The organism is Reyranella sp., assembly GCF_004297405.1.
Taxonomy (GTDB): Bacteria; Pseudomonadota; Alphaproteobacteria; order Reyranellales; family Reyranellaceae; genus Reyranella.
The window spans coordinates 501,610-528,004 of the sequence record NZ_SCVC01000006.1 but is presented as its reverse complement, the minus strand read 5'-3'; the positions used below and the strand labels follow the sequence as shown (position 1 = coordinate 528,004).

The 26,395-nt window shown below is 63.6% G+C and carries 27 protein-coding genes; 10 read left to right on the top strand and 17 right to left on the bottom strand.

The window, feature by feature from the left end; translation table 11 throughout:
* Nucleotides 1-7 precede the first annotated feature (7 nt).
* A complete protein-coding gene (locus tag EPO50_RS04705; RefSeq protein ID WP_296341492.1) occupies nucleotides 8-1,171 on the top strand; it encodes a bifunctional 2-C-methyl-D-erythritol 4-phosphate cytidylyltransferase/2-C-methyl-D-erythritol 2,4-cyclodiphosphate synthase in 1,164 nt (387 codons plus the stop codon).
* An 8-nt stretch (nucleotides 1,172-1,179) separates the two neighbouring features.
* Complete coding sequence (locus EPO50_RS04700) at nucleotides 1,180-1,671, top strand: CinA family protein (RefSeq protein WP_296341491.1); 492 nt, start codon at nucleotides 1,180-1,182, stop codon at nucleotides 1,669-1,671.
* Here EPO50_RS04700 and EPO50_RS04695 read toward each other — a convergent pair.
* Both EPO50_RS04695 and EPO50_RS04690 read right to left on the bottom strand, forming a co-directional pair.
* Nucleotides 1,668-2,216: a hemerythrin domain-containing protein gene (locus EPO50_RS04695; protein ID WP_296341490.1), complete on the bottom strand. Its 549-nt coding sequence runs from the start codon at nucleotides 2,214-2,216 to the stop codon at nucleotides 1,668-1,670. The genes EPO50_RS04700 and EPO50_RS04695 overlap by 4 nt on opposite strands.
* A 519-nt stretch (nucleotides 2,217-2,735) precedes the next feature.
* On the bottom strand, nucleotides 2,736-3,101 hold the full coding sequence (locus tag EPO50_RS04690) for a PRC-barrel domain-containing protein (protein WP_296341489.1): 366 nt from the start codon (nucleotides 3,099-3,101) through the stop codon (nucleotides 2,736-2,738).
* Nucleotides 3,102-3,286: 185 nt separating this feature from the next.
* Here EPO50_RS04690 and EPO50_RS04685 point away from each other — a divergent pair, with 185 nt between their 5' ends.
* The gene (locus tag EPO50_RS04685) at nucleotides 3,287-4,495 is read left to right on the top strand and encodes an AI-2E family transporter (RefSeq protein ID WP_367268025.1); all 1,209 of its coding nucleotides are present in this window, start codon (nucleotides 3,287-3,289) and stop codon (nucleotides 4,493-4,495) included.
* Here the strand turns inward: EPO50_RS04685 and EPO50_RS04680 are convergent.
* The 10 genes from EPO50_RS04680 to eno all read right to left on the bottom strand — a co-directional run bounded on the left by EPO50_RS04680 (nucleotide 4,492) and on the right by eno (nucleotide 14,673).
* A complete protein-coding gene (locus tag EPO50_RS04680; RefSeq protein WP_296341487.1) occupies nucleotides 4,492-4,962 on the bottom strand; it encodes a type II toxin-antitoxin system RatA family toxin in 471 nt (156 codons plus the stop codon). The two genes, EPO50_RS04685 and EPO50_RS04680, sit on opposite strands and share 4 nt — an antisense overlap.
* Before the next feature lie 7 nt (nucleotides 4,963-4,969).
* Nucleotides 4,970-5,929: a lipoyl synthase gene (gene lipA, locus EPO50_RS04675; protein WP_296341486.1), complete on the bottom strand. Its 960-nt coding sequence runs from the start codon at nucleotides 5,927-5,929 to the stop codon at nucleotides 4,970-4,972.
* Between the two features lie 6 nt (nucleotides 5,930-5,935).
* Nucleotides 5,936-7,348 carry a dihydrolipoyl dehydrogenase gene (lpdA, locus tag EPO50_RS04670; RefSeq protein WP_296341485.1) on the bottom strand — a complete coding sequence of 471 codons (1,413 nt, stop codon included), beginning with the start codon at nucleotides 7,346-7,348 and terminating at the stop codon, nucleotides 5,936-5,938.
* Between the two features lie 9 nt (nucleotides 7,349-7,357).
* A complete protein-coding gene (locus EPO50_RS04665) occupies nucleotides 7,358-8,656 on the bottom strand; it encodes a pyruvate dehydrogenase complex dihydrolipoamide acetyltransferase (RefSeq protein ID WP_296341484.1) in 1,299 nt (432 codons plus the stop codon).
* Between the two features lie 16 nt (nucleotides 8,657-8,672).
* Nucleotides 8,673-10,055: a pyruvate dehydrogenase complex E1 component subunit beta gene (locus EPO50_RS04660; RefSeq protein WP_296341483.1), complete on the bottom strand. Its 1,383-nt coding sequence runs from the start codon at nucleotides 10,053-10,055 to the stop codon at nucleotides 8,673-8,675.
* 4 nt (nucleotides 10,056-10,059) lie between these two features.
* On the bottom strand, nucleotides 10,060-11,112 hold the full coding sequence (pdhA, locus tag EPO50_RS04655) for a pyruvate dehydrogenase (acetyl-transferring) E1 component subunit alpha (RefSeq protein WP_296341482.1): 1,053 nt from the start codon (nucleotides 11,110-11,112) through the stop codon (nucleotides 10,060-10,062).
* A 182-nt stretch (nucleotides 11,113-11,294) separates the two neighbouring features.
* Complete coding sequence (locus tag EPO50_RS04650; RefSeq protein WP_296341481.1) at nucleotides 11,295-11,594, bottom strand: septum formation initiator family protein; 300 nt, start codon at nucleotides 11,592-11,594, stop codon at nucleotides 11,295-11,297.
* 64 nt (nucleotides 11,595-11,658) lie between these two features.
* Nucleotides 11,659-12,384: an alanyl-tRNA editing protein gene (locus tag EPO50_RS04645; protein WP_296341480.1), complete on the bottom strand. Its 726-nt coding sequence runs from the start codon at nucleotides 12,382-12,384 to the stop codon at nucleotides 11,659-11,661.
* Nucleotides 12,385-12,433: 49 nt separating this feature from the next.
* On the bottom strand, nucleotides 12,434-13,261 hold the full coding sequence (locus EPO50_RS04640; RefSeq protein WP_296341479.1) for an AraC family transcriptional regulator: 828 nt from the start codon (nucleotides 13,259-13,261) through the stop codon (nucleotides 12,434-12,436).
* Between the two features lie 131 nt (nucleotides 13,262-13,392).
* Nucleotides 13,393-14,673, bottom strand: a complete 1,281-nt coding sequence (eno, locus tag EPO50_RS04635) for a phosphopyruvate hydratase (protein ID WP_296341478.1) — start codon at nucleotides 14,671-14,673, stop codon at nucleotides 13,393-13,395.
* A 122-nt stretch (nucleotides 14,674-14,795) separates the two neighbouring features.
* On the opposite strand from eno, the gene nthA reads away from it, so the two are divergent.
* A complete protein-coding gene (gene nthA, locus EPO50_RS04630; RefSeq protein WP_296341477.1) occupies nucleotides 14,796-15,389 on the top strand; it encodes a nitrile hydratase subunit alpha in 594 nt (197 codons plus the stop codon).
* A 15-nt stretch (nucleotides 15,390-15,404) separates the two neighbouring features.
* Nucleotides 15,405-16,022: a nitrile hydratase subunit beta gene (gene nthB / locus EPO50_RS04625; protein ID WP_296341476.1), complete on the top strand. Its 618-nt coding sequence runs from the start codon at nucleotides 15,405-15,407 to the stop codon at nucleotides 16,020-16,022.
* 30 nt (nucleotides 16,023-16,052) lie between these two features.
* Here nthB and EPO50_RS04620 read toward each other — a convergent pair whose 3' ends face one another.
* The 5 genes from EPO50_RS04620 to tpiA form a co-directional block, all read right to left on the bottom strand.
* Nucleotides 16,053-16,940 carry a hypothetical protein gene (locus tag EPO50_RS04620; RefSeq protein WP_296341475.1) on the bottom strand — a complete coding sequence of 296 codons (888 nt, stop codon included), beginning with the start codon at nucleotides 16,938-16,940 and terminating at the stop codon, nucleotides 16,053-16,055.
* Nucleotide 16,941: 1 nt separating this feature from the next.
* A complete protein-coding gene (locus EPO50_RS04615; protein WP_296341474.1) occupies nucleotides 16,942-17,694 on the bottom strand; it encodes a hypothetical protein in 753 nt (250 codons plus the stop codon).
* Between the two features lie 77 nt (nucleotides 17,695-17,771).
* Nucleotides 17,772-19,403 (bottom strand): CTP synthase, encoded by a 1,632-nt coding sequence (locus tag EPO50_RS04610; RefSeq protein WP_296341473.1) that lies wholly within the window; start codon nucleotides 19,401-19,403, stop codon nucleotides 17,772-17,774.
* Nucleotides 19,404-19,502: 99 nt separating this feature from the next.
* Nucleotides 19,503-19,895: a preprotein translocase subunit SecG gene (secG, locus tag EPO50_RS04605; protein ID WP_296341472.1), complete on the bottom strand. Its 393-nt coding sequence runs from the start codon at nucleotides 19,893-19,895 to the stop codon at nucleotides 19,503-19,505.
* A gap of 68 nt (nucleotides 19,896-19,963) precedes the next feature.
* The gene (tpiA, locus tag EPO50_RS04600; protein ID WP_296341471.1) at nucleotides 19,964-20,719 is read right to left on the bottom strand and encodes a triose-phosphate isomerase; all 756 of its coding nucleotides are present in this window, start codon (nucleotides 20,717-20,719) and stop codon (nucleotides 19,964-19,966) included.
* 137 nt (nucleotides 20,720-20,856) lie between these two features.
* On the opposite strand from tpiA, the gene EPO50_RS04595 reads away from it, so the two are divergent.
* Genes EPO50_RS04595 through EPO50_RS04575 form a run of 5 tightly spaced genes read left to right on the top strand, consistent with a single transcriptional unit; the run spans nucleotide 20,857 to nucleotide 26,384 of the window.
* The gene (locus tag EPO50_RS04595) at nucleotides 20,857-22,788 is read left to right on the top strand and encodes a peptidyl-prolyl cis-trans isomerase (protein WP_296341470.1); all 1,932 of its coding nucleotides are present in this window, start codon (nucleotides 20,857-20,859) and stop codon (nucleotides 22,786-22,788) included.
* A gap of 10 nt (nucleotides 22,789-22,798) precedes the next feature.
* Nucleotides 22,799-24,331: an anthranilate synthase component I gene (gene trpE, locus EPO50_RS04590; protein WP_296341469.1), complete on the top strand. Its 1,533-nt coding sequence runs from the start codon at nucleotides 22,799-22,801 to the stop codon at nucleotides 24,329-24,331.
* A 48-nt stretch (nucleotides 24,332-24,379) separates the two neighbouring features.
* The gene (locus tag EPO50_RS04585; RefSeq protein ID WP_296341468.1) at nucleotides 24,380-25,192 is read left to right on the top strand and encodes an enoyl-CoA hydratase/isomerase family protein; all 813 of its coding nucleotides are present in this window, start codon (nucleotides 24,380-24,382) and stop codon (nucleotides 25,190-25,192) included.
* Between the two features lie 10 nt (nucleotides 25,193-25,202).
* Nucleotides 25,203-25,955, top strand: a complete 753-nt coding sequence (locus EPO50_RS04580) for an SDR family oxidoreductase (protein WP_296341467.1) — start codon at nucleotides 25,203-25,205, stop codon at nucleotides 25,953-25,955.
* Between the two features lie 18 nt (nucleotides 25,956-25,973).
* A complete protein-coding gene (locus EPO50_RS04575) occupies nucleotides 25,974-26,384 on the top strand; it encodes a DUF350 domain-containing protein (RefSeq protein ID WP_296341466.1) in 411 nt (136 codons plus the stop codon).
* Nucleotides 26,385-26,395: the final 11 nt, after the last annotated feature.

Genomic DNA, 26,395 nt, shown 5'->3' with positions numbered 1-26,395 from the left:
TAGGTCCGTGCCCACCTGCGTAGCCCTGATTGTCGCTGCCGGCCGGGGAAGCCGCTTTGGTGGCCCTCTGCCCAAGCAATATGCCCTCCTGGACGGCCAGCCCGTCCTCCGCTGGACCCTGCTCGCCTTCCGAGACGTTCCTGGCGTTAGCGGGCTGCGGGTGGTCATCAGCCCCGGTGACGATGCCCACTACGACAAAGCCACCACGGGGCTCGATCTGCCACCCCCCGTGCCGGGCGGGGCCAGCCGGCAGCAATCCGTCCTTCAAGGGCTGGAGGCCCTGGCAGCCGACCCACCCGACCTGGTAGCGATCCATGATGCTGCACGGCCGTTCGTTCGCGCCGCCGAAATCGCTGCCTGCCTGGAGGCCGTTGGAGCCCCGGGAATCGATGGTGCCGTTCTGGGGGTGCCGCTCGCCGATACGCTGAAGCGCGTGGGTGACGGCGGCGCCGTCGTGGAGACGGTGCCACGTCGCGACCTCTGGCGCGCCCAGACACCCCAGGTGTTCCACTTCGCCAAGCTGCTGGCCGCACACCGTGCCGCGGCGTCCCTTGGTGAAGCCGAAGCGACGGCCCTCACCGACGATGCCGCTGTGGCCGAGCGCGCGGGCCTCAAGGTCGTGATGGTCGCGGGCAGCGAGGATAATCGCAAGATCACGACGGCAGATGATCTACACTCCGCCGCCATGGAGACCCGCACCGCCTTCGGTTTTGACGTTCATGGTTTCGCAGCCGGCAGTGCCGTCATGCTGGGAGGGATCGCCGTCCCCCATAGCCAGGCGCTGGCCGGTCACTCCGATGCCGACGTAGTGCTGCACGCCCTGACCGATGCGGTGCTGGGAACCATCGGCGCCGGCGATATCGGCAAGCATTTCCCCCCCTCCGATCCGCAATGGCGCGGTGCCTCTTCGGACCGCTTCCTCCGCCACGCTGTCGAGTTGGTCACGGCACGGGGAGGACGCATCGTCCATCTCGACGTCACCATCGTCTGTGAAGCGCCCAAGGTCGGCCCGCATCGCACGGCGATGGCCCGCAGCATCGCGGACATCGCCGGCATCGCCGAGGATCGGGTGAGCGTGAAGGCGACGACGACCGAGGGTCTTGGCTTCACCGGCCGCCGCGAAGGCATTGCGGCCCAAGCGGTCGCCACCGTCGAACTCCCGAGGAGCTAGAGGCACGCATGTTCGATCATGAAATGAGGGATGCAGCGGAGCGCGTCCTGTTCGCCTGCCGCAAGCGCGGGCTCAAGGTGGTGACGGCCGAGTCCTGCACGGGCGGATTGATCGCGGCGACGCTGACGGCAATCGCCGGCTCCTCCGATGTCGTGGACCGCGCCTTCATCACCTATTCCAACGAAGCCAAGCGCGAGATGCTGGGCGTGCCCTGGGATGCGATCCTAGGCCATGGCGCCGTCAGCGATCCCGTGGCACGCGCCATGGCGGCAGGCGCCCTCGCCCGCTCCAATGCTCAACTCGCCATCTCCGTAACCGGTGTCGCAGGTCCCGGTGGCGGCTCATCCGAGAAGCCCGTCGGGCTCGTGCACTTCGGTGCCGCTCGCCAGGGCCAGGAGCCGGTCAGCGAACGTCACGTGTTTCCCGGCGATCGCGATGGCATCCGCCGTGTCTCCGTACTTACGGGACTCACGATGCTGGCGTCGCTGGTCGAAGGCTAGGCAGCAGCCTGGACCGGATGACTCTGTTCCAGCTTGTGGCCGGTATAGGTGCGGGTTTGCGGCGGCGGCAGCTTCGCCCCGTTCTCGAACTTGGCCTTCAGCTCCTCCTTACGCGCCATCAGTTTTTCGCATAGAGCGCTCATGTCGAGGCCCGCTTCCCGCGCCTGAGCAAACATACCTTCAGAGCGCTTTTCCTCCTCCTTGACGTGATGCTTGATCATCTCCGACAGCACCGTGACCTTGGCATCGTAGAACTCATCGGACGGTGAGCCATCGAGCAGTTCGGCGACCAAAACCTTGGCACCATCGTGCTCGACATAGCCTTCGTCGAGAAGGTCCTCGTCCTTTATCTTGCCCTTGCACGCTGGATAGAAGATTTCCTCCTCGATCGTCGTATGGATCGTCAGCTCGGTACAAATCTCGTGTACCAAGGCAATCTTGCGATCCTCTTCACGGGCGTGCTGAAACTTCTCGAAGAGGTCCTCGACCTTCCGGTGATCCGCCTTCAGCAAGGCGATTGCGTCGGCTGGCGCGCGGCGTGGCATTGGCTACTCCATTTGCAATGGTTGGCTAGGATTGGGCAGCGCCCGAAACGGGATATGCCGGCCAACGGACTCCTCTGCCGCACGTTGCACTATGGCAACGATTTGACTGGTCCCAGGCCATCAATGCCTTCCGGGCGGAAGGTTTGGTGGTCAACATAAGAAATGGACGTGTGGGAACTGCGCATGTAGCGGGAACGTTTATCCCTAACTCAATAGGGAGACCGATCATGAAGATTGCGACGTTCCTTGCGCTCGGCACGGCCATTATGGCGGCGGGTTGCTCTTTCCGGAGCGAGACGGTGGAAAGACCCACGCCTCCTCCGACAACCCAGCGTACGACGACCGTCTATAGCGACCCGTACACGCCGCCGACATCGACTACGACGACAACCGTCACGACTCCTGTGCGGTAGTCGGCTACGAGGAGGCAGCGGCTCCGCTGCTGCCTCCATAATCAGCTATCCCTGCCGGCCCCAGATGGGGCCGGCCCTATGTAATCTCTAATCTTTGAGGACTCTCTTAGGTCCAGTAGGTCGGTGCGCCGTAGTATTTATCGACCTCGCGGCCGTAATCCGGCGTCCACCGAAAATCGCGATCATCGTAGCTCGGGGCGCCTTCCAGCTGCTTCTTGTCGAGGTCGACGACGTAGCCTTCCTTGCTCGTGTCGTACTTCAGGCTGGACCAGGGAAGCGGGTGATGCTTCTCGCCCATGCCGAGAAACCCGCCGAACGACATGATGGCGTAGATCGCGTGGCCGCTCACTTTGTCGAGCATGATGTCCTCGACGCTGCCGAGCTTTTCTCCAGCAGGGTTGTAGACGTTCGTGCCGTTGACCCGTTCGGCCGCGATCAGTGTACCGGATGTGATGGAAGTGACGTCCGCCATGAGAACCTCCTTGATTGTTGGTGATCGTCCGCGCGTGCGGACTGCTGGTTGAACGTCACCCCCTGCCTCCGCGTTGCCGCAATGGCGCAAAAGTTGTTCTCCCAGGTCATTCGTTCCTCAAGGAAGATCCAGCAGGAGCAACCGATCGAGAGTGTCGACGTTGATGCCGATCAGAGAGGCCTTCGGTGTCCGAACAATCAGATTTGCCCGTGCCAACCGTCCATGTGCGCGGTGGATCGGCGATCCGTCGTCCGCTCATCCTGCTGGCGGTATGCGCTGTTGGTGTCGTGGCGTGGCTGGCGCGAGATTTCCTGATTCCAACTGCCGCTGCGATCGTGCTGGCCCTGATTTTGACGCCGGTCGCCAACACGTTCGAGCGCCTGCGGGTTCCGGTCATGGGAGCGGCCGCGGCATCGGTATCTCTGTTGGCTATAGTCACGGCCGGTTTGCTCGTCGTGGCGGCGCCGGCGGTGACGAGCTGGGCCGAGCAGGCCCCCTTCCTTGCCTATAACTTGGAGCGCAAGCTCGAAGGACTGCATAGATCGCTGGCGATCGTGAAACGAGTCTCCGAACGGGTCGAGCAGGCGACGACCGGCCCTGCCACCACGCCGCAGCCGCCAGAAAAAGTCGTCGTGCGCGACCAATCCCTATTGAGCGAGCTTGCCAAGACCACGCCCGCAATTCTGCTGCAGGTCGGATACGCTGCCGTGCTGGCGTTCATGTTGCTGGCCCATCGCAACGATCATCGCCGGCAGATCCTGCGGATTGCCGCGACCTTTTCCACGCGCGTGCGGCTGGCGCGGATCATGCGCGACATCAACGAGCGCGTCGGCCACTACCTGTTCGCGCTGGTCGTCATCTATTCCGTTGTTGCGGCGATTTCGACGGCAGCACTGATGCTGCTAGGCTTTCCCAATGCACTGTTGTGGGGGGTATTGATGGGGGTTGCCTCGTTCATACCCTTCATCGGCCCACCCGTCGCAATCGGTATCGTCGCCATTGTCGCGCTCCTGACTTACGAGGATTGGGGGTCCATGGTAGCCGCGCCGTTATCTTTGGCGGTCATTCACTTCATCGAATCACAACTTATTACCCCTGCCTTGGTCAGCAGGCGCTGTGCACTCAACGCCGTGGCCGTCTTCGCAGGCGTGGCGCTGCTCGGATGGATGTGGGGAGCCGTCGGTGCCATCGTGGCCGTACCACTCTTGATTCTTCTCAGCACAATCGCGGCGCATTTGCCATCATTGCGGTGGCTGGAGGTGTTGCTATCGGACGATCGGCCGGTGAGCGAACGGCTCGCAGTGAAACCGCCGCTCGCATCGGTTCCGCTCCGTCCGAGTCCACGCCGGCCGCAACGCATGACCTCGAGAACAATGAGAAGAGAAACGGCTTAGCTAACCGGAAGCGCGCTGGCGTTTCCGTAGAGCTTCCTGGCTCTTGCCTCGAAGGCCGAGACCATGCGGCGTACGGCCTCGGCGAACAGGAGCTGCACCGTCTTCTGCAGGATCAGCGAGCGGAAATCGAACTCCAGCTCGAAATCAATCAGCGTGCCTTCGGCATGTGGCTGGAACACCCAGCGGCTTTTCAGCAGCCGGAATGGTCCCTCGATGCCGGTCGTCTCGATACGTGGTCCACCGGGATCGTCCGGCGTGCGCACCACCCGCGACACGAACTTTTCATGGAAGGGACCGAAGCCAATCGCCAGCTCGGCGATCTCGATCGTCGGGCTCTCCTGGCGGCGGATACGCGCGGCGTGACACCAGGGCAGGAACTCGGGGTAACGTGCAACGTCGGCCACCAGCTCATAGAGCTGATGCGGCGGGTAGCCGACGACGCGGCGTTCGGCGTGACGGGTCGACAAGGGCCGGTCAGCGTCCCAGCTGAGCCGTACGCGCCGCCCGCAGCCGCGCGAAATCGTCGCCCGCATGATAGCTGGAGCGCGTCAGTGGCGAGGCCGACACCATCAGGAACCCTTTGGCGCGGGCGAGCTTCGCGAGCTCGTCGAACTCGGCCGGCGTCCAGAAACGATCCAGGGCGGCATGCTTGGGCGTTGGCTGCAGATACTGGCCCACCGTCAGGAAATCGACGTCCGCGGCACGCAGATCGTCCATCACCTGGAGGATCTCCTCGCGCGTCTCTCCCAGTCCGACCATCAGGCCCGACTTGGTGAACATCGAAGGATCGATCTCCTTCACCCGCGCGAGAAGGCGCAGCGAGGTGAAGTAGCGGGCGCCCGGCCGGATCGTCGGATAGAGCCGCGGCACCGTCTCGAGGTTGTGGTTGAAGACGTCAGGCCGCGCCGCAACGACCGTCTCGATGGCGCCGGGTTTGCGCATGAAGTCCGGTGTCAGGATCTCGACCGTGGTGTTGGGTGCCGACTTGTGGAGGGCGGTGATCACTTCCGCAAAGTGCCCTGCTCCGCCGTCGTCCAGATCGTCGCGATCGACCGAAGTCACCACGACATGGCCAAGGCCGAGCTTGCCGACGGCCTCGGCGACGTTGGCGGGTTCATGCGGATTCAGTGCACCCGGCTTGCCCGTGGCGACATTGCAGAAGGCGCAAGCCCGCGTGCAGGTCTCGCCCATGATCATGAAAGTCGCGTGCTTCTGCTTCCAGCACTCGCCGATGTTCGGGCAGGCGGCCTCTTCGCAGACGGTCGAAAGACCGTACTGGCGCATCAGCTTCTTGGTCTCAGCGTACTCCGGAGAATTCGGTGCACGCACCCTGATCCAATCCGGCTTGCGCGGAATCGGATTGTCCGGCCGGTGCGCCTTCTCGGGGTGGCGCTCGGCGCGGCTCAGCGAAAGTTTGTCGAGGGTCCCGTCCATGACGGCCTAGATATGGAGCGTCCGGCCGTAGGCCGCCAGTACCGACTCATGCATCATCTCCGACAGCGTGGGGTGCGGGAACACCGTCGCCATGAGCTCGGCCTCGGTCGTCTCCAGCGTCTTGGCGACACTGTAGCCCTGGATCAGCTCGGTCACCTCGGCGCCGATCATGTGCGCCCCCAGAAGCTCGCCGGTCTTGGCGTCGAAGATCGTCTTGATGAAACCCTCGGGTTCACCCAGCGCGATCGCCTTGCCGTTACCGATGAAAGGAAACTTGCCGATCTTGAGCTGCAGGCCCTTGGCCTTGGCCGCAGCCTCGGTGAGCCCGATGCTCGCCACCTGCGGCTGGCAGTATGTGCAGCCCGGGATGTTCTCGGTCTTCATCGGGTGTACGCCCTTCACACCGGCGATCTTCTCGACGACCAGCACACCCTCGTGCATCGCCTTGTGCGCGAGCCACGGCGGCCCGGCCACGTCGCCGATCGCGTAGACGCCCGGCTCGCCCGTGAAGCCCCATTGGTCGATCACGATATGGGTCTTCTCGACCTTCACCTTGGTGCCTTCGAGGTCCAGGTTCTCGACATTGCCCACGATGCCGACGGCGCTGATGACGCGATCGACGGTGATCTCCTGGCTCTTGCCACCCGTGGTGATCGTAGCCGTGACGTTGTTGGTGCCCTTCTTCAGGTTCGACACGGTGGCGCTGGTCAGGATCTTCATGCCCTGCTTCTCGAACGCCCGCTTGGCGAAGGCCGACACTTCTTCGTCTTCGACCGGCAGGACACGGTCCATCACCTCAGCCACAGTCACCTCGGCGTCCATGGTGCGGTAGAAGCTCGCGAACTCGATGCCGATCGCGCCAGAGCCGATCACCAGGAGCGACTTCGGGAACTCCGGCGGCACCATCGCTTCCTTGTAGCTCCACACCAGCTTGCCGTCGGATTCGAGGCCTGGAAGCTGGCGCGCCCGCGCGCCGGTCGCGAGAATCACGTTCTTGGCGGTGAGCGTCACATTGCTCTTGTCGTTCATCGCGACGGCGAGCTTGCGCTGCCCGCCCTCGCTGCCGGCGAGCTTGGCCGTGCCGTCGAAGACCGTGATCTTGTTCTTCTTCATCAGGCCTTTGACGCCGTTGCTGAGCTGGTTCGCGACCTTGCGCGAGCGCTCGACGATCTTCTTGGGATCGAACGACACGTCCTTGACCGAGAGGCCGAACGAATCGGCGTGCTTGATCAGGCCGAAGACCTCCGAGGTCCGCAGCAGTGCCTTGGTCGGGATGCAGCCCCAGTTGAGGCAGATGCCGCCCATGTGCTCGCGCTCGACGACGGCCGTCTTCATTCCGAGCTGGGCCGCGCGGATCGCGGCGACATAGCCGCCCGGTCCGCCGCCCACGACGATGATATCGAAGCTGGTGTCGGCCATGATCTGCTCCTAGGCCAGCATCGCGGCGGGCTGCTCGATGTAGCTCCGCAGGGTTTGCAGGAATTGCGCCCCCATGGCGCCATCGACGACGCGATGGTCGACCGCCAGGGTGCAGTTCATCATGTTGCGCACGGCGACCTGTCCCTTGCGCACGACCGCCCGCTCCTCGCCCGCCCCGACAGCCAGGATCATTGCCTGAGGTGGATTGATGATGGCGGCGAAGTCCTTGACCCCGAACATGCCCAGGTTGGAGATCGTGAAGCCGCCACCCTGGAACTCGTCGAGCTTGAGCTTGCCGACCTTGGCGCGGGCAGCAAGGTCTTTCATCTCGGTCGCAATCTGCGCCAGGCCCTTCATATCGGCATTGCGCACGATGGGCGTGATCAGGCCGCGGTCCGTGGCGACGGCGACGGAGATATCGACCGCGCCGTACTGGATCATCTCGTCTTCAGTCCACGAGGCGTTGCACTCGGGATGATCGCGCAGCGCCTTGGCGCAGGCCTTGATCACCATGTCGTTGACCGAGACCTTGGCGCCCTTCTTCTCCGTGACGGCATTGATGGCCTGGCGCGCCGCCAGCAGCGCGTCGATCTCGAGTTCGACCGTGAGATAGAAATGCGGCACGGTCTGCTTGGATTCGAGCATACGCCGCGCGATGACCTTGCGAACCGACGTATGTGGCACGCGGCTGTCGCCTGGCGCCACGAACACGGGTTGCCCACCGGAAGGTGCCGGCGCAGTAGCAGGCCGCGGCGCGGGAGCGGCAGCCGGCGCAGCGCCTGGCTTGGCATTCTCGACGTCGGCCTTGACGATACGGCCGTTCGGGCCGGAGCCCTTGATGCCTGCGAGATTGAGGCCCTTCTCCGCGGCAATGCGCTTTGCCAGCGGCGAAGCGAAGATGCGGGCGCCGCCACTCGATGCAGCAGGAGCAGCCGCTGGCGCTGGCACAGCTGCAGGGGCTGCGGCCGGCGCAGGAGCCGCGAGCTTTGCGGCGGGAGCCTGAGCTGCCGGTGCTGCAGCGGCAGGCGCGGCAGCGGGCGCCGCGCCCTTGGCGACTTCCGTTTCGCCTTCCTCCAGCAGGATGGCGATGACGGCATTCACCTTCACGCCTTCGGCGCCCTCGGCGATGACTATCTGGCCGATCTTGCCTTCGTCGACCGCCTCGACTTCCATGGTCGCCTTGTCGGTCTCGATCTCGCAGATCACCTGACCGGACTTGACCTCGTCACCCACCTTCACATGCCATTTGGCGAGCTTGCCTTCGGTCATGGTCGGCGACAGCGCGGGCATCAGGATGTTGATGGACATGCCTGCTCTCCCCGCGTCAGCGATTGCAGACCGCGCGGGCGGCCTCGACGATGTTGTCGGATTGGGGCAATGCCATCTTCTCGAGGTTGGCTGCGTAGGGCAGCGGCACGTCGAGACCGGCCACGCGCTTCACCGGCGCGTCGAGCCAGTCGAAGGCATGTTCCATCATCAGCGCCGATAGCTCCGAGCCGATGCCGGCAAAGGCCCAGCCTTCCTCGACGGAAACCAGGCGATTGGTCTTCTTCACTGAATTGACGATGGTCTCGGTATCGAACGGACGCAGGCTGCGCAGGTTGATCACCTCGGCATCGATACCGTGCTTGGCCAACTCCTCGGCCGCCTGCAGCGCCTTGCCGACCATGATCGAGAAGGCCGTGATCGTGACGTCCTTGCCTGGACGCTCGATTTTGGCTTTGCCGATCGGCAGGACGAACTCGGGATCGTCCGGCATGTCGAACGACTGGCCGTAGAGCAGCTCGTTCTCGAGGAAGATCACCGGATTGGGATCGCGGATCGCTGCTTTCAATAGTCCCTTTGCATCAGCTGCATTCCACGGCGCCACGACCTTCAGGCCCGGCACATGAGCGTACCAGCTCGCGTAGCATTGCGAATGCTGCGCGGCGACGCGCGAGGCGGCGCCGTTCGGGCCACGGAACACGATCGGGCAGGTCATCTGGCCGCCCGACATGTAATGCGTCTTGGCCGCCGAGTTGATGATCTGGTCGATCGCCTGCATGGCGAAGTTGAAGGTCATGAACTCGACGATCGGCTTCAGCCCACCGAACGCAGCGCCGACGCCCAGGCCAGCGAAGCCGTGCTCGGTGATCGGCGTGTCGATCACGCGCTTCTCGCCAAACTCCTCCAGCAGGCCCTGGCTCACCTTGTAGGCGCCCTGGTACTGCGCCACTTCCTCGCCCATCAGGAAGACGGACTTGTCGTTGCGCATCTCCTCGGCCATCGCATCGCGCAGCGCCTCACGCACGGTCACATGCGCAGTCTTGCCTTTCCATTCCGGTTCGGCGGCCGGTGCGGCAACAGCAGGAGCCGCCGGTGCTGCCGCACTTGCCGATGCGGGCGCTGGCGCCGGTGCTTCGGCCTTGGCGGCAGCGGCAGGTGCTTCGGCCGGTGTTGCCTGAGCCGCATCGGCAACACTCTCGCCGTCGGCCGCAAGCAGGCAGATCGGCGTGTTGACGGCGACGCCCTCAGCCCCCTCCTCGATCAGGATCTTGGCGACCGTGCCTTCGTCGACTGCTTCGACTTCCATGGTTGCCTTGTCGGTCTCGATCTCGCAGATCACCTGGCCGGACTTCACGGCATCGCCCACCTTGACGTGCCACTTCGCAAGCTTGCCCTCGGTCATGGTCGGCGACAGGGCAGGCATCAGAACCTGAATGGACATGGGATCAGGCTCCAACCAGGACGTCGGTCCACAACTCGGCCGGGTCGGGCTCAGGGCTGTGCTGGGCGAATTCAGCGGCGTCGTTCACGATCTTTCGGATCTCCGTATCGACCACCTTGAGCGCGGCTTCGTCAGCCATCTTGCCGTCGATCAGGCGCTTGCGGACGTGCTCGATCGGATCGCGCTCGTTGCGGTACTTGTCGACCTCTTCCTTGGTCCGGTACTTGGCCGGGTCGCTCATCGAATGGCCGCGATAACGATAGGTCTGCATCTCGAGGATGTACGGCCCCTGCCCGCTGCGCGCGTACTCCATCGCCCGCTCGCCGGCCTCCCGCACCGCCAGCACATCCATGCCGTCGACGCGCTCGCCCGGAATGCCGAACGCCTCGCCGTGGCGGTAAAGCTCGGTGGTCGCCGAAGCGCGCTCGACCGAGGTACCCATGCCGTAGCGGTTGTTCTCGATGATGTAGACGACCGGCAGCTTCCACAGCGCCGCCATGTTCATCGCCTCGTAGACCTGGCCCTGGTTGGCACTGCCGTCACCGAAATAGGTCAGGGAGACGTTCTTGTTGCCATTGTACTTGTGGGCGAACGCCAGGCCCGTGCCGATCGGCACCTGGGCACCGACGATGCCGTGGCCGCCGTAGAAATTCTTCTCGCGGCTGAACATGTGCATCGAGCCGCCCTTGCCCTTGGAGTAGCCTCCACTACGTCCTGTCAGCTCGGCCATGACGCCCTTGGGATCCATGCCGCAGGCCAGCATGTGGCCGTGATCGCGGTAGGAGGTGATGACGGCGTCACCCTCGTGGACATTGGCTTGCATGCCGATGACGACGGCTTCCTGGCCGATATAGAGATGGCAGAAGCCACCGATGAGGCCCATGCCATAGAGCTGGCCGGCCCGCTCCTCGAAGCGGCGGATCAGCAGCATTTCCCTGTAGTAAGACTTGAGCTCGTCGGCGGTCGCGCTGTTGTCGCCCGGTCCCGATGACTTCGAGGGCGGCTTCCCATTGTCCGGAAGTGATTCGACTTTCGGCTTCGTGGCCGGCTTCGCCATAGTACCCCCCTCGTGAGCCCACCCGGCTTATAGCATCGCTTATCGCGATGTAGTTGATCTAGCAGGAAAAAACAGAGTCGCCCCGAGTGCGCCGCAGCATTTGAGCGAATGTTTGCCAACGACGGAGTCGCTTGGACAGTTTCTTTCGGAGGGCCGCCCAGCGAACGCTGATCAACGCGTCATCAACGCGTCGGCGTGAAGACGATCAGGTCGTCCTTGCGGGCAAAGTTGAGCAGCACGCGTGCGCGCTCGTCGAGCATATCGGGGTCGAGGCTTTGATTGCGCAGCGCTGAAACGCGACGCTCCCAGATCTTCCGTGTCGTCTCCGCTTCGGCGAGATTTTGTTCGGCAACCAGTACTTCGCGCTGCAGATGGGCCATCGCCAAGAGTCCGCGATCGCCATTCACCAGGTGATATCCGAAATAACCGAATACCGTGGCGAAGATGACGGGAGCCAGAATTTGACGCGGTCTCAACAACATATGCGGCGTTCCTGACTCCATATGGCAATATATGGTGTTAGGAAGTCAAGGAATTTTCGTTCTGTCAGGGGCCTTTAGCGTCGGACAGGCCGATGCGGATCCGGCGGTTGTGGCGTCCCTTGTTATCGATCTTGAGGATGCGGACCGGGGGTGATGCCCCTGTCGAAGCGAGGTGCGTGCCGCCGCAGGCCTGACGATCGAGGCCCGCAATCTCGACGATGCGGATCTTGCCGTCCGGTGTCGGCGGTGGGGCTACCGAACGGCTACGGATCAGGCCGTGCTCGGCGTGAGCCTCGTGCATCGGCACGTAGGCGATCGATACAGCGATGTCCTGGCGAATGAGATCGTTTATCGGGCCTTCAAGACCGCGCAAGCGTTCGTTGTTGGCGCCTGGCAGGTCGAAATCCATACGCGCCGTCCCGTCCTCGGCCATCTGAACGCCTGTCACCAACGCGCCATCGAATTGCTGGAAGACCAGCGCGTTCAACACATGTGTGTCGGTGTGAAGCTGGCGCATCATATGACGGAAGCTGCTGTCGACGGCCGCTTCGACAGTGCCCGAGACCTCGGCCTGCGTGTCGAGCAGAAGCCAGACCTTGCCGGCAGAGAGGTCGAAGCCAGTTACCTTGGCCTCACCACCAGCCCAGCGGACGACACCGCGATCGGCAAGCTGTCCGCCCCCGCCGGGATAGAAAGGCGATTGCGCCAGCGCGACCTTGCCTGGCCGCGCATCGGTAACCGTTGTCTCGACGACAAGAGTATCGGGGTGTTCGTGACAGAAGAGATGCATCGCCGCGGACTACACGACCGCGGCGTAGCGGTATTGGCGAAAATTGACGTCAGGCCGCCGCGCGAGCGAACTGAAGCGGCGTAATTCCGTAGCAGCGCTTGAAATGTCGGGTGAGCGCGCTCTGATCGTAGAAGCCCACATCGGTCGCTACCTCGGCGATGGCCTGGGAGTGCCGCAGGCGGCGGCACGCCATGCCGAGCCTGATCTGAGTCAGGTAGGCGTGCGGCGTGAGTCCTGTCGTGCGCTTGAACAGTCCGATCAGTTGAAACGTCGTCAACCCGACACTGGCCGCCAGCTCCTCAAGGCGGAGATCGCTTGCATAGTCGGCACGCATTCGCTCGATAACCCGATTAAGCAGCATTCGATCGCGCGGCGCCGGTTCGATCCGACCACCACCACTGCCATGGCGCTGGAACAACCGGCTGAATGTCCCGACCAAGAGCTCGCGTTCACGGAAGACGTCGCGCCCCTGCTCGATGGCTCGGTGCATCGCGAGAAAGCCACTGATCAAGTCGGGATCGTCGAACATGTTACGCGTGAAGTACGGCACAGCTTCGATGCCCAACTCGCGCGCCACCCGATCAAGGGCCTCGCGTGTGAGGTAGAGTGATCGGTAGCGCCAACGTTCGCTCCATCCCATCCAGCCAGCATGTGGTTCGAGCGGATTGAAGACAAACAAGGTTGAGACACGCGCTTCCGTCACTTCGCCACGACTCTTGACGATCGAACCGCCCTGCTCGGTCGCAGCGACGACCAGAGCATCGTGTGTGTGCGGCGGATATTCGTGCGTGGTGAAGTCGGCACGAAGCAACGAAAGACCCGTCAGGTGACGGTCCCACCAATATTGGGTCGAGTTCCTAGGGTCGGTCCGGGCCACGCCTCAAGATATCGAGCCCGGTAATTCTAGCCAATACCGCTCCCGAGGAGTGCGGCCGGTGAGTTCCGTCGTGAAGTCCCGGTGAGGTCGCGTTCGGCGCCTGTCGCTGAGGCGCCGAACGCCTGGAGGCCTCAGGCGCCGCGCAGGATCGACGTGCCGGCGTAACGCGCCTGGGTGCCGAGCTGCTCCTCGATGCGCAGGAGCTGGTTGTACTTGGCGAGGCGATCCGAGCGGGACAGTGAGCCGGTCTTGATCTGACCGCAGTTGGTCGCGACCGCGAGATCGGCGATCGTGGCGTCCTCGGTCTCGCCGGAGCGATGGGACATCACCGCGCCATAGCTCGCGTTGCGCGCCATTGAAACGGCTTCCATCGTCTCAGTCAGGGTGCCGATCTGGTTCACCTTGACCAGGATCGCATTGGCGAGCCCGTCCTTGATGCCCTGGGCCAGCCTCTTCGGATTGGTGACGAAAAGATCGTCGCCCACGAGCTGGACCTTCTTGCCGAGCTTGTCGGTGATCGCCTTCCAGCCCTTCATGTCGTCTTCGGCCATGCCGTCCTCGATCGACACGATCGGGTAGCGCTTCACGAGGTCGGCGTAGTAGTCGACCATGCCGGCGGCATCGAACGACTTGCCCTCGCCTTCCATCTCGTACTTGCCCTTCTTGAAGAACTCAGTCGATGCCGGGTCGAGCGCCAGTACGACATCCTCGCCGGGCTTGTAACCGGCCTTCTCGATCGCCTTCATGACGAAGCTCAGGGCCTCGTCGGCGGTGGCGAGGTTGGGCGCAAAGCCGCCTTCGTCACCCACGTTGGTGTTGTGGCCCGCGTCCTTGAGCTGGCTGCGCAGCGCGTGGAAGACTTCGGCACCCATGCGCAGGGCGTCGGCGAAGCGCTCCGCCTTTACCGGCATGATCATGAATTCCTGGATGTCGATCGGGTTATCGGCGTGTGCGCCGCCGTTGATGATGTTCATCAACGGCACCGGCAGCACCGAAGCCTGGCTGCCGCCGACATAGCGGTAGAGTGGCAGACCACTATCCATCGCCGCCGCCTTGGCGACCGCCAGCGACGCACCGAGAATCGCATTGGCGCCGAGGCGACCCTTGTTCGGCGTGCCGTCGAGCTCGATCAGCGCCCGGTCGATCTTGATCTGCTCCAGTGCATCGAGCCCGGAGAGCAGATCCATGATCTCGCCGTTTACCGCAGCGACTGCTTTGAGCACGCCCTTGCCGCCGTAGCGCTTCTTGTCGCCATCGCGAAGCTCGACGGCTTCGTGTGCGCCGGTCGAGGCGCCGGACGGAACGGCCGCGCGGCCGATCGCGCCGCTGTCGAGTTCGACTTCCACTTCGACCGTCGGGTTGCCACGGCTGTCGAGGATTTCGCGGCCGCGGACTTCAGCTATGGCGCTCATGAGAAAAACTCCGGTTTGGGGCGCGGTTTCTCTAGCTCCGCGATGGCCTGCGAGCAAGTGACGGGATGGCGCGCGCTTCCTATAGTTCGCCTCTCTTTTTTGCAGCCGCCCGCGAGAAGCACATGCCCGACCAGCCCCATATCCAGATAACAGCCACCGTTGAACAGCGTGTCGACGCCATCCAGGCCGTTTTCGAAGAGCGCGGCATGAAGCCGGGCGAATTCATCGAGGAGTTCGAGCATCTCGCCGAGGAGCAGTGGGTGCCGCAGAACGGTGCCCGCGTCGTAGCGAAAGCCTGGACGGATCCTGAGTTCAAGCAGCGCCTGTTTGCCAACGGGCGCGATGCGGTTGCCGAACTTGGCCTATCGATGCCGGCGCATCACCGGCACCTGGTCGTCTTGGAGAATACGCCGACAGTGCACAATGTGATCTGTTGCACGCTCTGCTCGTGCACGGCCTTCTCGATCATCGGCTTGCCGCCCGACTGGTACAAGGATCTCGAATATCGCGCGCGCGTCGTTCGTCAGTCACGGACCGTGCTGAAGGAAATGGGCCTCGAACTGCCGCCCGAGATGGAGATCCGCGTGTGGGATACCACGGCGGATACCCGTTACATGGTGCTGCCGGTGCGACCGGAAGGTACCGAAGGCTGGTCCGAGGAGAAGCTCGCTTCGCTCGTGACCAAGGATTCGATGATCGGCGTGTCGCGCCTCTAGGAGCGGAGTTCAATCATGGACGGCATGCATGATCTCGGCGGCAAGCAGGGTTTCGGCCGCGTTCGTTACTCCTTGCGCGCAGCGACATTCCACGAGCCGTGGGAAAAGCGAGTCAACGCGCTTTATTCACTGGCGGTAAAGCTCGGCATCTTCAACATGGATGAGTATCGCCATGCCATCGAGCGCATGGAGCCACGGCATTACCTGACCGCGAGCTACTACGAGCGCTCGCTGACCAGCCTGGCGACGCTCTGTGTTGAGAAAGGCATCGTCACGCACGAGGAACTGGAGCGCCGCGCGCAAGGCTCCTTCCCGCTTTCGTCTGCCAGCGCTCCGGGCCGAGGTAACGTCGAGACCCGCGAGGTGCTGAAGCCTGGCGACAAGGTCAAGGTGAAGACCAACCATGTTTCTGGCCATGTCCGCATGCCCGGTTACATCCGTGGCAAGACCGGCGTCGTCGTCAATGTTTCGCCCGCCTATCCCTTCCCCGATGCTCACGCGCATGGAGTGAAGTCGGAGGACGAACCCACATACGATGTCCGGTTCGACGCGCAGGAGCTTTGGCCGAACTCGGCCGACCCGGCGTTCGTGCATGTCGGCGTGTTCGAAAGCTACCTCGAACGAGTCGACTGAGCCGGTGGCCGCAGAGGCAGCAAGCGCCAGCTAACGCCAGGCGCTCTTCAGCGCCTGATCGGTTTTCCATTTCTCGACGGCAGCGACGTCGTCGCAGGAGAAAGTCTGGGCGTTCTTGCGTGGGCTGCCCTCGATCCAGGCGAACATCAGGCACTGGTTGAAGGTGTTCGCGCCCTGCTTGGTCTCGAACTTGACCTCGGCCGTGGTCGCCGCACCGGCCTTGGCATCGCCGTAGTCGTCGATCGCAGGAGCAATCATGCCGAAGCTGCGGCCTGCCGCCTTGTTGTCACTGTACCATTTGGCGAAACCCGCGAACTGATCGCCCACCACGCCCTTCCCGTCGGCAGCGACATAGGCCTTGAGGTCGCCGATCAGTGCCTGCGCGGCAGCATTCGCCTTGGGTTCGGCCGCCTTGCGGCGTTCGGCAAGCCTTGCCTGCAGGGCTTTCAGCTGATCGGCATTAGAGGGTGGTGCGGCCGCGGTCTGCACCGGTGGCTCGATGCGCCGGATCGGCGCGCGGGCTGCTTCGGCATTCAACTGTGCGGCTTCCGGCGGTGTCAGCTTGCCGGCGGCCGCCGCACCGCGGCCCTTCTGCCAGTCGGCGATCGCCTTCGTCGTCGCTTCGGATTGCAGATTGCCGTCGATCGGTCCGTTGTACTTGTCGAGCGTACGCAGCGATTCCTGGATTTTCTTGCGATCGGCTTCGGAGCTGTTGAGTACCGTTGCATAGTCGGGCGCAGGAGCTTGCCGTGTCGTAACGGGGGCGGGCGTTTGAGCGGGCGCAGGCGCCGCCCCGCCGCCTCCCGAGGCACAGGCCGCAGGATTCTGGAAACAGCGCTCGACTTCACCGGCGCTCTGCGCCAGGACCGCCCCCGGAGCCAGGAGCGCGAAAGCAGCCAGCAGTGGGAGCGCACGCATCTCAGATGGCGCCGTAGGTATTGGCGGCGAGCTGCGCCGGCAGGCCGATCACCATCACGACAGGCTGGCCCCGCCCCGTCTGGCCGCGGGCAATGATGTGGTCGTTGGGAGCACCGAACTTGCTTTCATAGGAGCCCCTGCCACCGAACTTGCCGCCGAAGCAGGACAGGGAGAACTGCCCACTCGCCGGCCCCTCGTTGGTCATCGTCCCGTCGCAAACCCGATCGCCTCTCGGATTCTCGACCGAGAAGGTGACCGAACGATCGCGTCCGATCAGGGCGCCGTAGCGGACCACGCCATTCAACCGAGCCATGTTGCCGCGATCGTCGCGATAGAAGATCGATACCGGCCCGTAGGCGTCGTCCGGCAACAGGTTCTTCGGCACGAGATAGTTTTCGTTGCTGAGCACGACCTGGCAGCGGCAATCGATCATGTAGTTCTCTCCGAGCGGTCCCAGGTCGGCCAGCCGCCTGTTGCAGTTGGAGAGCGCCGTGTCCTGTACTTCGCGTGGGCTCATCTGGCCACGCGTGTAGGAGTCGGCGTAGAGGAAGGCGCACTGCTTGGGCATCGGGATCGCCACTACCTTGTTGCTGGCGGTGCTGGTCTCCGATCGTTCCCAATAGCGATCGGCCATTTCGGGAAAGCGCAGGAAGAGCGGATCGCGCCGTTCGGCCTTGCCGTACGACTGCTGGGCCCCGGCGCTTACGCCGAGGCAGACGATCCCGATCAGGGCAATGACGATGGTGCGGATCATGACGGCTCGATTCTGCCGAGAAACATGACCGAAATACGACCCGGCGACCATGGCCGCCCTGCTCTCCGCCCCGTTGCCTAGACCAGGCGGCTCTGCGTCTTGGCGGCACCGATGAACGAAGTGAACAACGGATGGGGCGCGAACGGCCGGGACTTGAGCTCGGGATGGTACTGGACGCCGATGAACCAGGGATGGTCCGGGATCTCGACAATCTCGGGCAGGATGCCGTCCGGTGACATGCCCGAGAAGCGCAGCCCCACCTGCTCCAGCCGGTCCTTGTAGTTGACGTTGACCTCGTAACGATGGCGATGACGTTCGCTGATCACGTCCTGACCGTAGATGTCATGCACCTTGGTGCCACGCCGCAGATGTGCCGGATAGGCGCCGAGCCGCATAGTGCCGCCAAGATCGCCATCAGCCTCGCGCTTTTCGACTCGGTTGCCCTTGGTCCATTCGGTCATCAAACCGACCACGGCGTGCTCGCAGGGACCGAATTCGCTCGACGAGGCATCCTCGATGCCCAGTAGATTGCGCGCCGCTTCGATCACCGCCATCTGCATGCCGAAACAGATGCCGAAGAACGGCACATCACGTTCGCGCGCGAACTTCACCGCATGGATCTTGCCTTCGGTCCCGCGCTCGCCGAAGCCACCCGGCACCAGGATGCCATGGACATGCTCGAGGCGGGCGACCGCATCGTCACGCTCGAATATCTCGGAGTCCATCCACTCCAGGCCGACCTTCACATTGTTGGCGAAGCCGCCATGGGTCAGTGCCTCGGAGAGCGATTTGTATGCGTCGAGCAGCACCGTGTACTTGCCGACCACCGCGATCGTCACTTTGCCTTCAGGCTCGCGCACCGACCGAACAACACCGCGCCAGCGCTCGAGGTTCGGCTCGGCTTCGGCGTCGAGGCCGAAGTATCGGCAGACCTCGGCGTCGAAACCCTGTTCGTGATAGGCGATCGGCACCTGGTAGATCGTGTCGACGTCGCGCGCCTCGATGACCCTTTCGGGCTTCACGTTGCAAAACAGCGCGATCTTGCGACGTTCGTTGGCCGGGATCTCCTTGTCGCCGCTGCGACAGACCAGCAGATCGGGCTGGATACCGACGCTCAGCAATTCCTTGACGGAATGCTGGGTTGGCTTGGTCTTGAGTTCGCCCGCTGTCGGAACCCAGGGAAGCAAGGTCAGATGCACGAACATCGTACGCTCGCGGCCGAGTTCGTTGCCGACCTGGCGGATGGCTTCCAGGAACGGCGTGCTCTCGATGTCGCCGACCGTGCCGCCCACTTCGACGAGGACGAAGTCCTCCTTGTCGGTATCGGTCAGCACGAATTCCTTGATGGCGTCGGTGACGTGCGGAATCACCTGCACGGTGGCGCCGAGATATTCGCCCCGCCTCTCCTTGGCGATGACAGTCGCATAGATGCGGCCGGTGGTGATGTTGTCGCTCTGGCGGGCATCGACGCCGGTGAAGCGTTCGTAGTGGCCGAGGTCGAGGTCGGTTTCCGCCCCGTCGTCGGTCACGAAGACCTCGCCGTGCTGGTAGGGGCTCATCGTCCCCGGATCGACGTTGAGATAGGGATCGAGCTTGCGGAGCCGGACCCTGTACCCGCGGGCCTGCAGCAGCGCGCCGAGCGCCGCCGACGAAAGACCCTTACCAAGCGAGGAAACCACGCCGCCCGTTATGAAAATAAAGCGCGTCATGGGCTTACAGCATACTAAACGTTGTTGGGTCCAGCCATGGGGATATCGTCTCGCCGGAGGTGCTTCGGCGAGGGAAACGGATGCGTTGCATCGAAGTTCCTAGCGGGTGGGAGCGGCGGGCTGTCCCGGCGCTGCAGGCGTCGTACCCGGTGCGGGCGTCGGACTGGTCGGAGCCGCCGACCCTGCAGGGGCCGCTGGCGCGCCGACCGGCGCACGATCCATGATCGATTTCGTGCCCCGGGTCGGATCGGTCAAGCTCCACGCCATCAGGAGGCTGAGGAACAAGAAGATACCGGCGAGGATCGCCGTCGCCCGCGACAGCACGTTGGCCTGGCCACGCACAGAAAAGAGTGCATCCGTGCGGCCCATGCCAAGGCCACCGCCTTCGCTGCGCTGAAGCAGGATCACGACGATCATCGCGGCTGTCACGCCGACATGGATGACGAGCAGCACCAGCCGCCATTCGTGAAGAAAGTGTCTTACGGCGTCCATTTTCGTCCAGCGCTAGGAGGGGTATCTCCGCAAGCGGGGGGCACCCGCAGCGGGCGCTTCTAGCCGCTTTACGCGGCCTTGGCGATAGCCAAAAATTCCGCAGCGTTCAGGCTGGCACCGCCAACCAGGGCGCCGTCGACATCACCTGCCGCCAACAGCTCGGCGGCATTGCTGCCCTTGACCGAACCGCCGTAGAGCAGACGAACCGCGCCGGCGTCGGTCATCAGGCCGCCCAGCACCTTGCGAATATGCGCGTGGGCTGCGGCCACTTCGGCAACAGTGGGGGTCTTGCCTGTGCCGATCGCCCAGACCGGCTCATAGGCGACCACGAGCTTCGCGGCCGTCGAGCCTGCCGGCACACTTCCCTTGAGCTGGGTCTCCAGCACCGTGAGCGTCTTGCCAGCTTCGCGCTCGGCCAGGGTCTCGCCGATGCAGACAATCGGCAGCAGGCCCGCACGCCAGGCCGCCTCGGCCTTGGCGCGAACGATCGCATCGGTCTCGCCGCAATCGCTGCGGCGCTCGGAATGGCCCACGATCACATGGCTGGCGCCGGCGTCCTTCAGCATCTCGGCCGAGATATCGCCGGTATGGGCGCCGCTTGCTTTGGCATGGCAGTTCTGGCCGCCAACTAGCAGACCGCTGCCCTTGGCTGCACCGGCCACCGCCATCACCAGGGTCGCCGGCGGGCAGACGAGCAATTCGCGGTCGGTCCAACCGGCTTGGCTCACACCGGCCGCGACATCCTTCGCAAGCGCCAAGGCATCGCTGGTGAGACCGTTCATCTTCCAGTTGCCGGCGATCAGCGGCCGCCTTGTACGCGCCATGATGTTCCCCTTTATTCGTCCGCTGGCGTGTCTAGCGGCGTCGGTGTTTGCGGTAAAGGCCGCTTGGTTGCCTGTCCGGAAGGCCGATGGTAGGCATGGCGCCCCGTTCGGACCCCCCATCACACCCCTGCAGAGCCGTGAATAAGTTCACCAAATACGCCCGCTTCGTCGTTCTGTTCCTGCTCTCCAGCATGCTGATCATCGCTTTTGCCTTCTGGGGGATCGGCGACATGATCCGCAGCGGGGGCCGCAGCGCCGAGGTCGCGCATGTCGGCGGCTATCACCTACCCATCTACGGTTGGGTCGGCGGCGCCTCGGTATCCTCGGCCGAAGTGCGCGAACAGTACAATCGGCAGCTCGAAGCCTTCGAGCGCCAGTACCGGCGTCGCCCGACGACCGAAGAAGCCATGGGCATGAGCCTGCATGTCAGCGCTCTCGAGGAGGTGATCCAGCGTACGGTACTCGACTATGCCATCCGCGAGTTCGGTCTTACCGCCAGTGAAGCGCAGGTAGCTGCTGCGATTGCGCGTAATCCGGCCTTCCAGGGCGCGGGGGGCACATTCGATCCCCTGCTCTACAGGAATCGTCTGCAGCAGGCGCGCATCAGCATCCCGCAGTTCGAGAACGACATGCGCCGCGAGATCGCGGCGGCCCAGCTCTTCGCCGTGGTGCAACCCAAGGGCCTCGCGCCCAATTCTTTGCGCGACGATATCTTCCGGCTCGACAGCGAGAAGCGCGTCGCCGAGACGATTTACGTGCCCGACGCGATCGTGGTCGACGTTCCCAAGCCCACGCCTGAGCAGCTCAACGCCTACTTCGAAGCCAACAAAAGCAAGTTCCAGATCCCGGAGTTCCGCGCCTTCTCCTACATCATGCTGACCGTCGACGATGTGCAGAGTCAGGTCGCCGTCACTGCCGACGCCGTAAAGCAGGAATACGAGGCGCGCGCTGCCGAGTTCGGCACGCCGGAGAAGCGCGACGTCGATCAAGCCATGACCGACAGCGAGGACAAGGCCAAGGCGATCATCGCAGTAGTCAAGGCCGGCAAGTCGCTCGAAGATGCCGCCAAGGAAGTCACCGGCAATGCCGACGGCGTGATCAAGCTCGGCCCCGTGACCAAAAAGGATCTGCCGCCGGGTGCGCTGGCCGACGGCATTTTCGGCCTGCCCGAGGGCATTGCGGCGGCACCGCTCCAGTCGCCGCTCGGCTGGCACGTCATCCGCATCAACAAGATCGAGGCCGGCAAGTCCGTGCCGTTCGAAGAGGTGAAGGACAAGCTCGAAAAGGAGCTAAAGGCCCAGCAGGCCCCTGACCTTCTCATCAAGCTCGTCACTGATTTCGAGCGCGTGCTGAGCAAGACCCAGTCGATGAAGGCCGCCGCCGAGGATCTTGGCCTCAAGATCCGGACCTACGATAATGTCAGTTCCAGTGGCCAGGATGCGACCGGCAAGCAGATCGTCATTGGTCCTGCGGCCGCCGAGCTGGTGCAGGCTGCCTTCTCGACCCGCGAGAGCGCCGAGAGCGAGCTGCTCGAAACGCAACGCGGCGAGTATTTCATTGTGCGTACCGATCGCATCACGCCAGCCCGCGTACCTGCTCTGAACGAGGTCGAGGCTAAGGTCGTCGATGCCTGGCAGGCCGACGAGCGCCGCAAGCTCGCCGACGAGAAGGTCAAGGTTGCAGTCGAAAAGGCCAATGCCGGAACCGATTTCCCTACCCTCGCCAAGGAACTGGGCCTGGAGGCACGCATCGCCAAGCCGGTAACGCGGTTCGAGAATGATACCGGCAACTACCTGAACCCGGCCGCCGTGCAGGAACTCTTCAAGCTCGCGCTCGACAAGACGCAGGCCGTACGCACCGCCGAGGGAAGCGTGCTGGTCCGCTTGAAGCAGATCGACGCCCCCGATCTCGCCAAGGAGAAGGACGCGCTGGAGCGCTATGGCAAACAGCTCGATACGATGATCGCCAACGATCTCATCCTGCAGCTCGTGGCGGCGCTGCGGGCCAAATATGGCGTCACGGTCGACCAGGACGCCTTCACGACGCTCTTCCAGCAGCAGCAGCAATAGGCCTCCTCCCATGTCGATTTCGCCCGACTTCGGCGCCTTTGAGGCTGTCTATGAAGCTGGCAAGCCGCAGGTCGTTTCGACCAAGCTCGTCGCCGATCTCGAAACACCCGTCTCGGCCTACCTGAAGCTGGCCGACGGACGCGCCAATTCCTTTCTGCTCGAATCCGTCGAAGGCGGTTCGGTGCGTGGCCGCTATTCGATCATCGGCTTCAAGCCCGACGTCGTGTGGCGTTGCACCAAGGGCCAGGCCGAGATCAACCGCCACGCTCGCACCGACGCTCGCGCCTTCGAGAAGCTCGATGGTCGGCCACTCGAAACACTGCGTACGCTGATCCGCGAATGCCAGATGGACCTGCCGCCCGGCCTGCCGCCGATGGCATCAGGCCTGTTTGGCTACCTGGGCTACGACATGGTCCGCGACATGGAGCGGCTGCCCGACACCAATCCCGATCCGATCGGCCTGCCCGACGCCATCATGGTGCGACCGACCCTGATCTGCATCTTCGACCGTCTGGAAGACAACGTGACCCTGGTCACGCCGGCCTGGCCGCAGGCAGGCGTCTCGGCCCGCGCCGCCTTCGAGGCTGCCCAGGAACGGTTGGGCGACGCCGTCGCCGACTTCGAGCGCACACTGCCTTTCCGCCGCGAAAGCGCCGACGCCCTCGATGGCCTGCCCGAGCCGCAGGCCAATATGTCGAAGGACGACTTCAAGCAGATGGTCGAAACCTGCAAGGAGTACATCCGCGCCGGCGACGCCTTCCAGATCGTGCCATCGCAGCGCTTCTCGCTGCCTTTCAAGCTGCCGCCGCTGTCGCTCTACCGGTCGCTGCGCCGCATCAACCCCTCGCCGTTCCTGATCTTCTTCGACTACGGCGATTTCACCATCGTAGGGTCGAGCCCGGAGATCCTGGTGCGGTTGCGCGACAACACCGTCACCATCCGACCTCTGGCCGGCACCATCCGGCGCGGGGCGACCCCTGACGAGGACAAGCAACTCGCCGACAAGCTGCTGGCCGATCCCAAGGAGCATGCCGAGCACCTGATGCTGGTCGATCTGGCACGCAACGATGTCGGTCGCGTCTCCAAGATCGGCTCGGTGCGGGTCGTCGAGCAGTTCACCATCGAGAAGTACAGCCACCTCCAGCACATCAGCAGCCACGTCGAGGGCACGCTCGAGGACGGGCTGGATGCGATCGATGCGCTCAAGGCCGGCTTCCCGGCCGGCACGCTGTCGGGTGCACCCAAGGTGCGTGCCATGGAAATCATCGAAGAAGTCGAGCCGGTGCGCCGCGGCATCTATGCCGGCTGCGCCGGCTACTTCGCCGCCAACGGCTCGATGGACACCTGCATCATGCTGCGTACTGGCCTGGTGAAGGACAACACCCTGTATGTCCAGGCGGGTGTCGGCGTCGTGGCCGATTCCGACCTCGAGGCCGAATACCAGGAGAGTGTGCTGAAGGCGCGCGCCTTGGTTCGCGCCGCGGAAGAAGCTGTACGCTTCGCCAGTGCCGGCCAGTGGAGCGCCGGCAACACGCGTCGTTGAGGCGCCGACACGAAGCGGGCTAGGCTCCTCCGCAACGGAGGAGACCTCATGTCCGATTGGCAAAAGAGATACCAGCGCCTGCTGTTCGATCGTCCGCACCCCAAGGTGCTGCGTGTCACGATGAACCGGCCGGAGAAATACAACGCCACGGACGCGATCATGCATCGCGAGCTGGTCGACGTATGGCGCGATATCGACGGCGATGACACGGTCAACTGCGTCATCATTCAGGGCGCAGGCGGCAAGGTGTTCTCGGCCGGCGGTGATTTCGACATCATCGAAAAAAACATAACCGACTACAACGCGCTGCTCCGCACGTGGAAGGAAGCTCGCGACATCGTCTACAACGTTATCAACTGCTCCAAGCCGATCGTCAGCACCATGCGCGGCCCCGCCGTCGGCGCCGGCCTCGTTGCCGGCATCCTGGCGGACGTGTCGATCGCCTCGAAGAAGGCCAAGATCATCGACGGACACACGCGGCTCGGCGTCGCCGCCGGCGACCACGCCTGCATCGTCTGGCCGCTGCTCTGCGGCATGGCCAAGGCGAAGTACTATCTACTGCTTTGTGAGGCGGTCGATGGCGAGGAAGCCGAACGCATTGGCCTCGTCTCCCTCTGTGTCGAAGACGACCAGCTCGAAGCCAAGGGACTCGAAGTCGCGACCAAGCTCGCTGAGGGTGCACAAACTTCCATCCGCTTCACGAAGTACGCACTGAACAACTGGCTGCGCATGATGGGCCCGACCTTCGACACGTCGCTTGGACTGGAAATGCTCGGCTTCCTCGGTCCGGAGGTAAAGGAAGGGCTCGCTTCGCATCTCGAGAAGCGCAAGCCCAAGTTCGATCCCTACTCGCCCCTCTGAGGAGCAGACCATGCGCGGATTGAACGGCAAGAGTGTCATCGTCACCGGTGGTGGCGGTGCGATCGGCAGCGCGATCTGTCGGCGCTTCGCCTCCTATGGTGCGAAGGTCGGCGTGTTCGACCGCAACCTCGACGGCGCCAACAAGGTCGCCGCCGAGGTCAAGGGATTCGCTTCCGGCGTCGATATCTCGGACTACGATGCCGTGGGCAGCGCCATCCTGCAGTTCGAGCGTGAAGTGGGCCCGACCGATATTCTGGTGAACAATGCCGGCTGGGATCGGTTCGCCAATTTCGTCGATACGACACCCGACCTGTGGGACCAGCTCATCGCCATCAATCTCCGCGGACCGCTCAACATGAGCCACTTCGTGCTGAAGGGCATGGTGGCGCGCGGCAGTGGCCGCATCGTCAACATCGCCTCGGACGCTGGGCGTGTCGGCTCGTCCCAGGAAGCCGTCTATTCAGCCTGCAAGGGCGGCATCATCGCCTTCACCAAGACAGTTGCGCGCGAAGTGGCGCGCAAGGGCATTACGCTCAACGCCGTGTGCCCCGGCCCCACGGATACGCCGTTGCTGGCGGCCGTCGCTGGCGACGACGAACGTGGCCAGAAGGTGCGTGCGGCCCTGGTTGGAGCCATTCCGATGAAAAGGGTCGGCCAGCCTGAGGATATTCCTGGTGCGGTGTGCTTCCTGGCCAGCGACGATGCCGCTTTCATCACCGGGCAGACGATCAGCGTGTCCGGCGGCTTGACCATGCACGGCTGACCGGCGGAAAGTCGCGACATGCCTGAATTCCAGTGGCTGGTCGCGGCCTTCCCCAACTTCGTCCGCTACGTCGTCGTCGGCTTCGGCCTGATTGGCCTGTTCCTGTTCGTCTACACACTGATCACGCCGTGGCGGGAATTCACGTTGATCCGGGCCGGCAACTCGGCCGCCGCAACGGCACTGGTCGGTGCCCTGCTGGGCTTCTGCCTGCCGCTGGCCAACACCATCGCCCAATCCGTCAGCCTGACCGACCTCGTGCTCTGGGCGTTGGTCGCTCTCGTCGTGCAGCTGATCGTGCATATCGGCATGCGCCTGATGCTCCCCCAGCTCAAGATGGCGATCGAGTCCAACCAAGCGTCAGCCGGCATCACAGCCGGTGGATTTGCCGCCTGCTTCGGCTTGATCAACGCTGCCTGCCTCACGAGCTGAGGTCGCCCAAT

What these genes read in the sequence shown, in the direction of transcription:
- pdhA (WP_296341482.1), bottom strand. Translation starts at nt 11,112, where the DNA reads ATGGCGAAGCCGGCCACGAAGCCGAAAGTCGAATCACTTCCGGACAAT.
- nthB (WP_296341476.1), top strand. Translation starts at nt 15,405, where the DNA reads ATGGACGGCATGCATGATCTCGGCGGCAAGCAGGGTTTCGGCCGCGTT.
- EPO50_RS04585 (WP_296341468.1), top strand. Translation starts at nt 24,380, where the DNA reads ATGTCCGATTGGCAAAAGAGATACCAGCGCCTGCTGTTCGATCGTCCG.
- EPO50_RS04650 (WP_296341481.1), bottom strand. Translation starts at nt 11,594, where the DNA reads ATGTTGTTGAGACCGCGTCAAATTCTGGCTCCCGTCATCTTCGCCACG.
- EPO50_RS04645 (WP_296341480.1), bottom strand. Translation starts at nt 12,384, where the DNA reads ATGCATCTCTTCTGTCACGAACACCCCGATACTCTTGTCGTCGAGACA.
- eno (WP_296341478.1), bottom strand. Translation starts at nt 14,673, where the DNA reads ATGAGCGCCATAGCTGAAGTCCGCGGCCGCGAAATCCTCGACAGCCGT.
- EPO50_RS04700 (WP_296341491.1), top strand. Translation starts at nt 1,180, where the DNA reads ATGTTCGATCATGAAATGAGGGATGCAGCGGAGCGCGTCCTGTTCGCC.
- trpE (WP_296341469.1), top strand. Translation starts at nt 22,799, where the DNA reads ATGTCGATTTCGCCCGACTTCGGCGCCTTTGAGGCTGTCTATGAAGCT.
- lpdA (WP_296341485.1), bottom strand. Translation starts at nt 7,348, where the DNA reads ATGGCCGACACCAGCTTCGATATCATCGTCGTGGGCGGCGGACCGGGC.
- EPO50_RS04690 (WP_296341489.1), bottom strand. Translation starts at nt 3,101, where the DNA reads ATGGCGGACGTCACTTCCATCACATCCGGTACACTGATCGCGGCCGAA.
- EPO50_RS04695 (WP_296341490.1), bottom strand. Translation starts at nt 2,216, where the DNA reads ATGCCACGCCGCGCGCCAGCCGACGCAATCGCCTTGCTGAAGGCGGAT.
- tpiA (WP_296341471.1), bottom strand. Translation starts at nt 20,719, where the DNA reads ATGGCGCGTACAAGGCGGCCGCTGATCGCCGGCAACTGGAAGATGAAC.
- nthA (WP_296341477.1), top strand. Translation starts at nt 14,796, where the DNA reads ATGCCCGACCAGCCCCATATCCAGATAACAGCCACCGTTGAACAGCGT.
- EPO50_RS04615 (WP_296341474.1), bottom strand. Translation starts at nt 17,694, where the DNA reads ATGATCCGCACCATCGTCATTGCCCTGATCGGGATCGTCTGCCTCGGC.
- EPO50_RS04575 (WP_296341466.1), top strand. Translation starts at nt 25,974, where the DNA reads ATGCCTGAATTCCAGTGGCTGGTCGCGGCCTTCCCCAACTTCGTCCGC.
- EPO50_RS04660 (WP_296341483.1), bottom strand. Translation starts at nt 10,055, where the DNA reads ATGTCCATTCAGGTTCTGATGCCTGCCCTGTCGCCGACCATGACCGAG.
- EPO50_RS04665 (WP_296341484.1), bottom strand. Translation starts at nt 8,656, where the DNA reads ATGTCCATCAACATCCTGATGCCCGCGCTGTCGCCGACCATGACCGAA.
- EPO50_RS04620 (WP_296341475.1), bottom strand. Translation starts at nt 16,940, where the DNA reads ATGCGTGCGCTCCCACTGCTGGCTGCTTTCGCGCTCCTGGCTCCGGGG.
- EPO50_RS04610 (WP_296341473.1), bottom strand. Translation starts at nt 19,403, where the DNA reads ATGACGCGCTTTATTTTCATAACGGGCGGCGTGGTTTCCTCGCTTGGT.
- secG (WP_296341472.1), bottom strand. Translation starts at nt 19,895, where the DNA reads ATGGACGCCGTAAGACACTTTCTTCACGAATGGCGGCTGGTGCTGCTC.
- lipA (WP_296341486.1), bottom strand. Translation starts at nt 5,929, where the DNA reads ATGGACGGGACCCTCGACAAACTTTCGCTGAGCCGCGCCGAGCGCCAC.
- EPO50_RS04580 (WP_296341467.1), top strand. Translation starts at nt 25,203, where the DNA reads ATGCGCGGATTGAACGGCAAGAGTGTCATCGTCACCGGTGGTGGCGGT.